Annotated in this window: 11 protein-coding genes and 1 tRNA gene; 5 read left to right on the plus strand and 7 right to left on the minus strand. The window is 64.7% G+C overall.

Annotated elements, in window-relative coordinates; genetic code table 11:
* Nucleotides 1-191 precede the first annotated feature (191 nt).
* On the minus strand, nucleotides 192-611 hold the full coding sequence (locus tag ACZ7JA_RS02865; RefSeq protein ID WP_470806936.1) for a hypothetical protein: 420 nt from the start codon (nucleotides 609-611) through the stop codon (nucleotides 192-194).
* A 1,354-nt stretch (nucleotides 612-1,965) separates the two neighbouring features.
* On the opposite strand from ACZ7JA_RS02865, the gene ACZ7JA_RS02870 reads away from it, so the two are divergent.
* The 4 genes from ACZ7JA_RS02870 to ACZ7JA_RS02885 all read left to right on the plus strand — a co-directional run bounded on the left by ACZ7JA_RS02870 (nucleotide 1,966) and on the right by ACZ7JA_RS02885 (nucleotide 4,545).
* Nucleotides 1,966-2,502 carry a hypothetical protein gene (locus ACZ7JA_RS02870; protein ID WP_470806937.1) on the plus strand — a complete coding sequence of 179 codons (537 nt, stop codon included), beginning with the start codon at nucleotides 1,966-1,968 and terminating at the stop codon, nucleotides 2,500-2,502.
* A 528-nt stretch (nucleotides 2,503-3,030) separates the two neighbouring features.
* Nucleotides 3,031-3,198, plus strand: a complete 168-nt coding sequence (locus ACZ7JA_RS02875) for a hypothetical protein (RefSeq protein WP_470806938.1) — start codon at nucleotides 3,031-3,033, stop codon at nucleotides 3,196-3,198.
* 37 nt (nucleotides 3,199-3,235) lie between these two features.
* Nucleotides 3,236-3,574, plus strand: coding sequence for a hypothetical protein (locus ACZ7JA_RS02880; RefSeq protein ID WP_470806939.1), 339 nt, complete (start codon nucleotides 3,236-3,238; stop codon nucleotides 3,572-3,574).
* A 2-nt stretch (nucleotides 3,575-3,576) separates the two neighbouring features.
* Nucleotides 3,577-4,545 (plus strand): hypothetical protein, encoded by a 969-nt coding sequence (locus ACZ7JA_RS02885; RefSeq protein WP_470806941.1) that lies wholly within the window; start codon nucleotides 3,577-3,579, stop codon nucleotides 4,543-4,545.
* A 351-nt stretch (nucleotides 4,546-4,896) separates the two neighbouring features.
* On the opposite strand, the gene ACZ7JA_RS02890 is transcribed toward ACZ7JA_RS02885, so the two are convergent.
* The 5 genes from ACZ7JA_RS02890 to ACZ7JA_RS02910 all read right to left on the minus strand — a co-directional run bounded on the left by ACZ7JA_RS02890 (nucleotide 4,897) and on the right by ACZ7JA_RS02910 (nucleotide 9,601).
* A complete protein-coding gene (locus ACZ7JA_RS02890) occupies nucleotides 4,897-6,072 on the minus strand; it encodes a pentapeptide repeat-containing protein (RefSeq protein ID WP_470806943.1) in 1,176 nt (391 codons plus the stop codon).
* 167 nt (nucleotides 6,073-6,239) lie between these two features.
* Nucleotides 6,240-6,327, minus strand: a tRNA-Cys gene (locus tag ACZ7JA_RS02895).
* Nucleotides 6,328-6,619: 292 nt separating this feature from the next.
* On the minus strand, nucleotides 6,620-7,138 hold the full coding sequence (locus ACZ7JA_RS02900) for a DoxX family protein (protein WP_470806944.1): 519 nt from the start codon (nucleotides 7,136-7,138) through the stop codon (nucleotides 6,620-6,622).
* A 185-nt stretch (nucleotides 7,139-7,323) separates the two neighbouring features.
* Nucleotides 7,324-8,604 carry a hypothetical protein gene (locus ACZ7JA_RS02905; RefSeq protein ID WP_351672143.1) on the minus strand — a complete coding sequence of 427 codons (1,281 nt, stop codon included), beginning with the start codon at nucleotides 8,602-8,604 and terminating at the stop codon, nucleotides 7,324-7,326.
* A 202-nt stretch (nucleotides 8,605-8,806) separates the two neighbouring features.
* The gene (locus ACZ7JA_RS02910) at nucleotides 8,807-9,601 is read right to left on the minus strand and encodes a class II aldolase/adducin family protein (RefSeq protein WP_389303737.1); all 795 of its coding nucleotides are present in this window, start codon (nucleotides 9,599-9,601) and stop codon (nucleotides 8,807-8,809) included.
* Between the two features lie 141 nt (nucleotides 9,602-9,742).
* Between ACZ7JA_RS02910 and ACZ7JA_RS02915 the strand changes: the two genes are divergently transcribed.
* Complete coding sequence (locus tag ACZ7JA_RS02915) at nucleotides 9,743-10,210, plus strand: pyridoxamine 5'-phosphate oxidase family protein (RefSeq protein WP_470806947.1); 468 nt, start codon at nucleotides 9,743-9,745, stop codon at nucleotides 10,208-10,210.
* A gap of 17 nt (nucleotides 10,211-10,227) precedes the next feature.
* Here the strand turns inward: ACZ7JA_RS02915 and guaA are convergent, their stop codons facing one another.
* Nucleotides 10,228-11,808: a glutamine-hydrolyzing GMP synthase gene (gene guaA / locus ACZ7JA_RS02920; RefSeq protein WP_351672136.1), complete on the minus strand. Its 1,581-nt coding sequence runs from the start codon at nucleotides 11,806-11,808 to the stop codon at nucleotides 10,228-10,230.
* Nucleotides 11,809-11,843 lie beyond the last annotated feature (35 nt).

Consider the following 11,843-nt stretch of genomic DNA (forward strand, 5'->3'; position numbering starts at 1 on the left):
AGGGCCCGCGCCGGCTATCGGACCGGGGGGCTTGAGAGGGCGGCAGGGGGCGATCTAGAGCACCGGCAGTCTGGTCAGCATGGCACCGCTTCCAGACACACCGAGGGGGCCGACTCTGGAGCCGACCCCCAGGGGTCTTACCGAATACCCGACCGGGTTATCTCATCACCATGGAAGAGGGGCCCCTCCCCCTATCCGATGAATCCTCGCTTTATCGCTTCCTTCAAATCTTTTTCAATTGAGAGAGAATCACACGGAAGAAAGAATGACATCTTCTCGATCGGTGTCGTAGCAGTGGCATTATTCATCGCAACATAAGCAGTGACCATTGCCTTCAGATAGTCGTCATCTGCCGCCCCCTTTCCCTCGCCCCGAAGAGCACGCACTACCCGCAAAGCATCAAGCGCCGCATCCATTGCCACCCCAGCCTCTGGCGGGTCGGGGTGCTCGATGAGTTCCAGGTTCCGGAGCAGAGCCCCCGTGATGCCGTACTCGGCGGCTCTTGGCTCCTCTGTTGTGATGTGCAGCTCTGATGGGAACCGGCTGGTCTTTGTCCAGACGGCGGACACCGTCCAGTCCCCAATCCGATGGGTTGTCTCTGTGGTCTCCATGCCGTCGACCGTACCCCGTGGCCTGCCTTGAGTCTTCGGGTGCGGACAATCACCCCTGCAGCACTTACTTAGTTAGTTAGGGACTGTGGCACCTAACTAAGTCTGAGACCCAGATCACACCGCGAAACCCGTAACGCCGGTGTCGACCGGAACGATGTAACGAGTGATGGGCCGATGCCCATACTCGCCAGACCGACAAACCGCCAGGGCTTTAGCCTGCCGTAAAACTGGGACTCTCGCGGCGCATTGCCATGAACACGGAGGTTGAGCATGCCATTCCCTCAGATGAACCCGAGAGAGTCCCGAGACGCGCTAGCCGCCGAGCTATCTGAACTTCTAGTCAAGCAAGGGAAGAGCCGACACGAGATATTCGAGGTCCTACAACGTCTGGGGGTACCGGTATCCGTAGCTCACATGATCAGCGATGAGGCCACCAGGTAGCTTGGCTCAACCTAAATGCACCGCTCATATCTCGCACTTCGCCATGAGTGGGCGGCCGAATAAATAAACCAATACAACGTGAACCCGTCAGGGGCTAGTCAATTCGACTGGCCCCTTTTTCTATGCCCAAGGAGCCCACCATGAACACTCATTCGCTCGACTGCACAGACCCTCTCGGCTGCTCTGCAAATAGCCCGTGCTCTAACTGGAACGCTGAAACCGTATCTATGCCAGCCTCCCAACCTGCAAAAGTCGAGTCGGTAGCTGTACTAGCGAGCAAGCCAAAGACTGCAACTGAATCAAACCGGCCCCGGTCCGTGAAGCGGTACGACTGGGAACGGGAACTGTGGAACTGCCCAGATATCCCCGCCACCTACAAAGGCACGCTTGCCGCTCTCTCATTCTTCACCGACTTCGAGTCGGGCCGGAATGCCCACCCTGGTGAATCCCTCCTGGAGGAAGTGACATGTGCGTCTCGCTCGACTATCAGTCGTGCTCTCAGATATGGCCGCGAGGAGGGCTGGGTCTACCGAGTGAGGGAGGGGAACAGTAAGGCCGGTATCGCAGATGAGTACTGGCTGACTCTCCCTCGGCATGACCACAGTCACGAGCTGGACGCAGTGAAGCAGCGGGCATCCCATTAGGTGTCTCTCTGACACCTAATACTCATCATGTGTCTCACAGACACACCATCTAGGGATCTACACCTAGGGAACTCCACCAAGGGAGTTCCATCTAGGGAATCTCACCCGGAGATAGATAGAGGTAGCTCGACTGAGGGTCGAGCAGCCAGCCGCCAAACGGCGGCTAGGTGGATATCTCTTCTCCAGTAGCACGGGAACCTTAGGGGTTCCCGTTATGCCTTATCGGCCAGCGGGCAGAGCTGGCCTCTATTACCAGAAGGAGCCAACCAATGATGAACGTAATGACGGCCGAGCAGTGGCTTGCCGAGAACGACCCCGAGCACGGGCAGGAGCAGCGCGACCATTGCGCTACCTGGCTGCGGTTCATGGTGGGCACCGACGGGGCCGCCGACTGGCTCTGTGCCCAGGAGGACGAGGAGCTGACTCTCTCCGACATCTTCCAGTCGGGCACGGCTGAGAACAGCGGCTACGCCCTGGAGAGCACCCGGGCCCCTGAGGTGCAGGAGCACTGCCAGTGGGGTGGATGCCTGGAAGCCCTGTACGGCCCTCAGGAGCCGCGTAAGGCCGGTCGGCCCCGCAAGTACTGCCCTGGCCACCAGAGGGACGCAGAGGCCCGGCGCAGGCGTCTACAGCGACGGGAGATCACTGCTGGCAGACACCGGAACCTGAGCTATCGGCCCAAGGGTGAGCCCAAGCCAAAGGCTGTGTGGATTGGCAGTCCCTCAGAGGGCGGTAAGAGCGTTGACCAATACGAGCAGTCCCGACAGGTATGGAAGTCCAGGAACCTTCCCCGTCGCGTTTATTAGCCAGAGCGTGAGGGGCCCCGTCAGCCTCTCATCTCTCGTCTGTCACGAGATCGTCTGACGCCTACTGCGCCAGGTAAATGCCCCCGGTGGATAGTTAGATCCGCTGGGGGACATTTCTTTTTGAGGCCCCCCAGCCGGCTGCGGGTGTCGCGTTTATTCAGAGAAGGTGAAGGGATCTTCGTCTTCAACCTCTCTCAAGGCTTCGACTAACCCCTTCTTCTCCTAGGAGGATTTGGGCTCCGTTACGTTCAGCGCATGTTCCGAGAAATGACCTCGACAGGTTGTGGCTCCTTCCTGTCGGGGTCCTTTCTTGTGAGTAAACAGATTCAGCCCGAATCAGATTGGAGGTGATCTGATGAAGAAGACTTGTTCACGGTGCGCGCAGCACAAACCATGCACCCAGTTCTACAAGCGGTCCGGTACTCCCGATGGACTTCAGTACCACTGCAAGGAGTGCCACAAGAACTTCATGCGGCAGTGGGAGCCGCAGCACAAGCGAACACGCACAAAGCGATAGGAGTAAGTGACATGACTGAACACAACAAGCCGCAGCCATCAGGGGTCGAATCTGGACGCTCGAATGTCATTCGTCCGGGGCAGGCGTGGGGCGCTAAGACCATGAACACCTATGCCGACACCATTCGACTTGTTCAGCAGATGATGAACGACGAGAACGGATACGACGATGACGAGTAAGCCAGGGTTCGTCCTACTGGAGACGAGGAACCGAGCAGTGTTCTACCGGGCCCCGAATCTGGAGAAGAGTTCGGACCGGATACCGGCCAAGCTGACCTATTCGACTCCAGTGATCCGCTATGCCGTCCAGGAGCTTCCCTCAGGGGCTAACGGGATGCCGGTGGGATTCGCCTACGTCCAAACTCAAAACGGCTCTGTAATCGCCGTGCAGGCTCTCACCCGCGACTGTCTCGGGATTGTCGAGCGAGGTCCCCGAGGATGGCTCCGCCGTCTCCAGCTAGAGAGGCAGACCCGTAAGCGGGCGAAGCAGGAACAGAACGAACTGATGATGAACGAACGAGTAGCGGCGCTGGCCGCTGAGATCAAGGAGAACTGACAATGACCACTTTCATGCCCGAGCCGTTCAATGACGTTCCCGACCTTACTTATGGCGCACAGTCGGTGTCGATGGCGCATGTTGCATATGAGCGAACTCGCATTGACCAGCTAGAGCAGGAACTCAAGCAGAAGAGTGATCCGACTTACCGAGCCGGCTTCGAGTTCCCGGCCCTTCCGAATCCCTACAGTGAGCACGAGACCGATTCCGCTGAAGTAAAGGCTCTCGGTACCGAGCTGACTAACCGACTCGAATACGTTGAGCGAAACAGCTCTGGTTGGGAGGTGCAGACCGTCGCCTTCCAGGGTGCCGTTTCTCGCCGCAATCAGGATGAAGCCGATTACCAGGCTCGGCTTACGCGCGCTGTAGAGGCCGGTGACGATATCCCCGACCCGGTTGAGCACGAGGATTTGGCTCCCCTACACAAGGAGCTGAACAAGCTAGAGAATGCGATCCGAGTCGGTGCACGAATTGCGCACGACACCCGAGCCAAGCTGGATGCCGCCTACCTCGATCTCTACGCTTCGGACTCTTACCGGAAGTGGGCTGACAAGGAAATCAGCAAGCGCACTCAGGATGCCGTCAAGGCACTGGAACTCCTCCGTACGGCTCTCACCTCTCGTGAGGCTGTCATCGGAAAGCTCCCCAACGCCTTCACCGACTCCGATGGTGTGGCTTTCGTCCAGCCGGTAAACCTTGGCCGAGGGGGCATGAATCCGTATGCCCAGGAGGAGAATCCGATCACTACGTCTAAGGCCCTCGATCATCTGCACTCGGTGACCATTCCGGGTGACGGTATTCGAAAGTGGTCGAAGGCTCAGCTTTCGGATGACGAGCTGGAGGATTACGCCGACCGAGCCGCAAAGGCCAAGGCCGAGCGGGAAGACACTCGCACTGCTGAGCAGAAGCTCCAGGATGCCGAGGGCGAGCGCCTTTCTCGATACCTCGGCAACGGTGGGGTTATCAAGTGATCGAGAGCAGCAGCATAGACGAGGCTCGATACTGGGAGAAAAGGCGGCGGGCACAAGAGCGCGGTTTGACACTCCCGGCTCAGGAGAGGGAGCTGGTATACGCAGACGACGGATTGGGGCGGGGAGGAATGGACCCTTCTGGGTCCGAGAGTGTTCTCGACTGGTCTATTGAAAGTGACTACAGCACTCCGGTGAAGTTCCGGCATGACTGGTAAGGACCGAGACGGACCGGCCGGACGATGGCGACGATAACGCACCAGTACCGGCCAACTGAGACGTAGGGGAAGGAGGCAGGCCGCGCCCGAGAGGGCGTCGCCTGCTTCTTGCCGTCTGTGAGCAGTCCCCGAACACTCAGGAAGCCGTGGTGTGGCTGTGCCTCGTGTCGTCCCATTCTTGCTCCACCTTGCGAACTCGCGTTTCGATCTCGGAGTTCCCGCGCAATTCGTTAGGAAGGGTTGTTGATGTGAAAATGTGGGCTCCGAGCAGCGAGTTCAGCCCCGGATTGGATCGCGGCGAAAAGTGGACTCCGAACAGGCATGCATCGCCGAAATCGGCTCCCTCTAGATTGGCCCTACGGAAATTTGTGTGGTGAAGGGCGGCACTCTCTAGATAGACGTTCTCCAGGTCGATGTGCGCGAAGCGGCAATTAGTAAATACCGTGTTCACGGCAGATAGCTCGTGCGCCTCCCCCGAGAGGAACGAGGTCTCAGTTACTGTCGCATTGTCCAGCTCGGCTCTTGTTATCCGGCATTTATTGAATCGGCACCTCAGTATGGTTGCTCGGGTCATGTCGGAAAATGATAGATTGCATTCTTGGAAAACGACGTCAGTCAATTGAGCCTGGTAGAGGTTGGCGTTACGCAAGTCTGCGTTAGTGATGGTGCATCCGGAAAGCGTCACTCGGCGTAGGTCGATCTCGAACGGTTCCTCGCGTTCAGGTCTCCTTGCTAGAACGTCAAGGGCTGCCTGCACTGGGTCGCCTGAGTGGATGTTGTCGGGTGTCGGCTTGGCGTGTTGTCTAATGAAAGCGGCTAGCACCTCCACGACAGTGTTGTGGTCCTTCGCGGAGTCGCGCATGATTCTTTCAAGCGAGTAAATTCCTCCAAGCTGCTCAGTCGTATTCTCAGAAGCGATCAGATGTATCGCGGCTACATATCGTTCTGTCACCTGCCCTTCCCGGCTAATTTCTGCCTGGCGTGCAGCGTTGGTCTCCGATTGGCGTAGCGACTCTCTGGTCAATTCCGCTTGCTCGGTGAAGTTTTCTTGAGACTTGATAAACGATTCGCGGCTCTGTTTGTGATTCAAGTGGGTGTACGCGAGGCTTCCCGCTGCAAGGAGGCCGGCACCGAAGGCGACGACTGTGGTTCGGAAGCCCGTGATAATTGCTCCCTCGCCGGGGGTTAGACCGCGCCCAAGGTGCGCTCCATCTGACCACCAGGGGCCCTTCCATAGCAGAATGATGAAGGTCCCGAGCAGGAGGAGTGCGGCTATCGTGCCGATCGATATAGCGGCAATACGCTTCTTCATCCTGAAATCTCAGCACGCCCGGGAGCCTCGTGCAGTACGTTCCGTCAACTTGGCCCTGGTGGAGGTCGGTGGTCAGGTGCGGGCTGGCCGCTGCAAGGGTGAGGACGCGGCAGGCCAGGCAACCGGCCTTCGCAACGCGCGGGCTATCGGTCAACTGAGACGAACGAACGACGTGGCGGGAATCGAACCCACGTAACTCGCTTTGCAGGCGAGCCCCTGAACCACTCGGACGGTTGGAACGCTCGGGACACGTCCCCCTGGACGACGAACGAGCCGCTGGCAGTGCGGTAGACGTTCGGACAGTCGTCCTGGCCACAAGTGCCGTTGCCGTTGCCGGTCAGTCGCTGTAGCTCCTCGCGTGCCACCTGAACTCCACTTCGGCTGGCCCCTGTTGGGGCGTCTGCCATGACCGTACGAGGGGGCCCTGAGCAGCGTCTATGCGACTGCCCGGATATTCGCGAGATCGGGTATCTCTGAGCCCTTGGGGCGCTCCCGGACACACAGAGAGCCCCCGGCGAGTGCCAGGGGCTCGACTGTCGGCCAAGTGCTAGAGATGTCGCCGCTTCCTGCGCCTGAGCAGGGCATCTACCGAGAGGTAGGGGGCTCCGGCCAGCACGAGCGGCACCCAGCAAACAAGGTACGGGAGGTCGTTGCCGTAGTAGTACGGCGTCGAGGCCCAGCTCACGGTCAGCCAGAGGCTGAGCGAGATCAGCGCGCCGCCGAGGGCGGCCAGCCGGCCGAAGAGTCCGAGGAGGGTGCCGATGCCGACGGCCAGTTCGCCGAGGGCGATGGCGAAGCCGAAGCCGACGGGGTTCTTGAGCGCCAGGTCGATCAGGGCCGGCAGGGCGGCGGAGCCGCGGGCCGCGCGCATGGTGTCGCCGATCGACCCGGCTCCGCCGGACTTGAGGAAGGCACTGTCGGTGATCTTGTTGAGGCCGGCGTACATGAAAGTCACGCCGAGGTAGATCCGGAGCGGAAGGAGGGCGTACCGGGTGGCGGTGTCCCGCCAGCCGCGCATGCCGTGCAGATCGGTCGTGTAGGTGTCCGTCCGAATACCCTGAGTCATCGCTGCCAGCCGCCTCTCACCCGCCGTGCCGGACCCCTCAATCGACGATACGTATGACAAGGGGGAACCGTTCAATCCTCTGCGCGACGCTTTCACCGCTTTTACCGACTTCCGACCTTCGCATCCGGGTGGACGGCCGGACCGAATGGAGGGACCGGCTCACCCGGCCGCTCCCGACCCGGACCTCACTCCGTGATCTGGACGACGCACCGGTTGGTCGCGGCGCCGCCCGCGGTGATCACCTGCACCTCCACCGCGCCGGGTTCCACCTCGACCGGCACGGGGACGGTCAGGACGGTGTCGGTGGGGTTGCGGAAGCCGCCGGTGACGGGGACCAGGGGCACGTGGACGTCGACGGCGCCGATCCGGACGACGGTGCGGGAGAGCCGGTCGGCACCGTGGGCGCCGGGTGGGACGAAGCCGGTGCCGCGGATCTCGATGTCGTCGCCGGTGCGGATCGGACCGTCCAGATCGCCGGGCTCACGGGCGCGGACCACGGAGAGGATCACCGGACGGCCGCCCTCCGCGTACTTGCCGGCCAGGTAGGTCGCGGCAGAGACCAGTACCAGGACCGCGAGCCCCCAGGGCAGGTCGGGGAGCTGGTCGGGGCGGCGCGCCAGCCGGACGGCGGCGAACAGCAGGGCGACGCCGTTGACGGCGACGTACTGGATGTCGGCGAAGGCGCCCCGGCCGGAGTCGTCGGTCAGCAGGTCGGCCGCGCGCGGCCGGTGGGCCGGCACCTTCTGCAGCCGCTGGGCGAGGATGCGCAGGCCGACCACCCGGCGGACCAGTACGGCGATGCCGCACAGCACGCCGAGGACGGTCACCAGGCCCGCGCCGCGCGCGAGGTCCAGGCCGGCGAGCAGCGCGTCGCGTTCGGTGTGGCCGGAGGCGGCGGCCAGCCGGCCCGCGAGCAGCAGGACGGAGTAGGTCGCGAGGAGGATCCAGCCGGCGGCCACGGTGCGGGAGGTGGACATGCGGTTGTCCTCGCCGATGAGCGGGGCCAGGACCCCGCCGCGGGCCCGGTGCCACCAGGAGGCGGCCGCCAGCACGCCGCCGACGGCGAGGGCGGCGAGCAGGGCGGCGGTCCGGGCGCTGCTCCAGCCCGCGCCGATCGCGGTGAGCGACTCGGCGAGCAGCAGGGCGAGGACGGCTCCGCCCACCGCGCACACCGTCCGCAGCCACAGCCGCGCGAGCCACGCCTGGCCCTCGGCGCGGCCGCGCCCGGCGACCTCCTCGGCCCGCTGGGTCAGCTCCTCGGACACCCACTGGCGGGAGGCGGAGGCCGAGTGGGCCACCGCGGGCGGCAGGCCCTGTCCGGCCGCGAACTCGTCGCGGACGCGCAGGAACGCGGCGACGGCCCGCCGGTGCCCCTGCCGGGCCCCGTGCGGGCAGTCCCCGCACGCACAGCCGCCCTCATGGGCGCCGTCGGCACCCGTGCTCTGTCTGGCCTCCTGCACCGCCACGCCCGACGCCCGCCTTCCGCACTGCCTCTCGACACGACCCGAAGCCACCCATAGTGCGCATTTCCGGCCGCGCAACTCCCCTGCGACGACAGCGAATTGTGCCCTACCCCGGGCCGTCCGGGGTTCGCCGGTCCGGGTCATGCCGGGTGAACCCCGGGCCACCGCGTTGACGCGGCTCCCGGGGCCCCCGTACGGCCGGGAGCTAGCCGAGCAGGTCGGGCTCGCTGCGGCTGACGTCCTGCCACAGGGGCTGGTAGTTGATCCAGGCCACCAGGTCGCCGCCGAGCTGTTCGCGGGTGGCCACGGCCAGCTTGTGGTCGATGAGGACCGGCCGGCCGGCCGCCTTGGCCATGAGCTGCACCTGGCAGGACCGTTCCAGGGACAGGAACCACCAGGCCGCCGCGTCGACCGAGTTCCCCACGGTCAGCAGCCCGTGGTTGCGCAGCACCAGAGCCTTGCGGGACCCCAGCACCCCGGCGATGCGGCGGCCCTCGTCGGCGTCGACGTTGACGCCGGTGTAGGCGTCGTACAGCGCCAGGTCCTCGTAGAACGCGCAGCTCTCCTGGGTGATGGGGTCGATGAGGTCGCCGAGCGCGGCGACGGCCCTGCCGTGCACGGAGTGGCAGTGCGCGACCGCGACGACGTCGGGCCGGGCGGCGTGCACCTGGGCGTGCACGGTGAACGCGGCCTGGTTGACGTGGTAGCGGCCGTCGACGACCTGCCCGTCCTGGTTGACGAGCACGAGGTCGCCGACGGTGACGTGCTTGAACGGCATCCCGAACGGGTTGACCCAGAAGCAGTCGCTGTACTCCGGATCGCGGGCGGTGATGTGCCCGGACACCCCGTCCTCGAGTCCGGAGCGCCCGAAGACCCGCAGGGCGCCCGCGAGCCGCTCCTTGCGGTGCCGGCGTTCGTCCTCCACCGAGTCGTGCATCGGCGGCATGGCGAATCTCAGCTGATCGGTGGGCAGCGGAGGGGGCGGCGTGGGCCCGTTCATGGGTCCTCCAGCGTGGGGGTTTGCGGTACGGGCGGGAAGTTACCGCCGGTCGGCGCAAAAGGGCAGCGCTGGTTGGTAAAGATGACGTGGGCGGCGGATACCCGACAGAGGGTGTCCGCTTTGCCGGTGAGACTGGCCGGCATGAACTGGGCAGCCTTCACCACCGCCGCGCCCGAGCTCGCGGCGATCACCGAGCGGCGCTTCAGCGCCTTCCGTCACCACGTCCTCGCCACCCTGCGCCGGGACGGCTCCCCGCGCACCTCCGGCCTGGAGGCCGACTTCCGGGGCGGCGAGCTGTGGCTGGGCATGATGGCCGGCTCGTGGAAGGCCCTGGACCTGCGCCGTGATCCGCGCTTCGCGCTGCAGGCGAACCCGGGCGAGGGCACCGCGATGGGCGGCGGTGACGTACGGATCGCCGGGCGGGCGTACGAGGTCGGGGACGGGGTGACCAAGGCCGCGTACGTGAAAGAGGTGGAACCGCCGCAGCCGTTCCACCTCTTCCGCACCGAGTTGACGGAGGTCGTGCGGACCTTCGTCGAGGACGACACGCATCTGGTCGTCCAGGTCTGGCGGCCCGGCGCGCCGGTGCGCACGCTCAGGCGGACCTGATCCTCAGCGGGAGAGGATCACTCCCACTCGATGGTGCCCGGGGGCTTGGAGGTCACGTCGAGGACGACGCGGTTGACGTCGCGGACCTCGTTGGTGATCCGGGTCGAGATGCGGCCGAGGACGTCGTACGGCAGCCGCGACCAGTCGGCGGTCATGGCGTCCTCGGAGGAGACCGGGCGCAGCACGATCGGGTGACCGTAGGTGCGGCCGTCGCCCTGGACGCCCACGCTGCGGACGTCCGCGAGCAGGACCACCGGGCACTGCCAGATGTCGCGGTCCAGGCCGGCCGCGGTCAGCTCCTCGCGGGCGATGGCGTCGGCGTCCCGGAGCAGGTCGAGACGCTCCTTGGTGACCTCGCCGACGATGCGGATGCCGAGGCCGGGGCCCGGGAAGGGCTGGCGCTGCACGATCTCCTCCGGCAGGCCCAGCTCCTGGCCGACCATCCGGACCTCGTCCTTGAACAGCTTGCGCAGCGGCTCGATCAGCTTGAACTCGAGGTCCTCGGGCAGGCCGCCGACGTTGTGGTGCGACTTGATGTTGGCGGTGCCGGTGCCGCCGCCGGACTCGACCACGTCCGGGTACAGGGTGCCCTGGACCAGGAACTCCACGGCCGGGCCCTCGTCGGCGATGATCTCGGCCTGCGCCTGCTCGAAGACGCGGATGAACTCGCGGCCGATGATCTTGCGCTTCTCCTCCGGGTCGGAGACGCCCTTGAGCGCGGTCAGGAAGCGCTCCTCGGCGTCCACGACGACCAGCTTGACGCCGGTCGCGGCCACGAAGTCCTTCTCGACCTGCTCGGTCTCGCCCTTGCGCATCAGGCCGTGGTCGACGTAGACGCAGGTGAGCTGGTCGCCGATGGCCCGCGCGACGAGCGCGGCGGCGACGGCGGAGTCCACGCCGCCGGACAGACCGCAGATGGCGCGCCGGTCGCCGACCTGCTCGCGGATCGCGGTGACCTGCTCCTCGATCACGTTGCCGGTGGTCCAGGACGGGGTGAGGCCCGCGCCCCGGTACAGGAAGTGCTCCAGGACGAGCTGGCCGTGCGTGGAGTGCATGACCTCGGGGTGGTACTGGACGCCGTACAGCTTCTTCTCGTCGTTCTCGAAGGCGGCGACCGGGACGACGTCGGTGGACGCGGTCACGGCGAAGCCCTCGGGGGCGGCGGAGCAGGCGTCGCCGTGCGACATCCACACGTGCTGCTCGTCCGGCGTGCCCTCGAACAGGGTGGAGCCGGACTTGGAGACGTGCAGGTCGGTGCGGCCGTACTCACGGGCGCCGGTGTTGTCGACGGTGCCGCCGAGGACCTGCGCCATGAGCTGGAAGCCGTAGCACATGCCGAAGACGGGGACACCGGCCTCGAAGAGCGCGCGGTCGAGCCGGGGGGCGCCCTCCTCGTACACGGACGAGGGGCCGCCGGAGAGGATGATCGCCGCGGGGTTCTTGGCGAGCATCTCCTGGACCGGCATGGTGCTCGGCACGATCTCGCTGTAGACCCGCGCCTCGCGGACGCGACGGGCGATGAGCTGGGCGTACTGCGCGCCGAAGTCGACGACCAGGACGGTGTCGGGGGAGGCGGCAGGCGAAGTCGCTGATGACACGGGGTGCCTTCTGGTGGTCGGGCGGGGTCTGTGCT

The sequence above is a fragment of the Streptomyces sp. NPDC038135 genome (genome assembly GCF_055601245.1).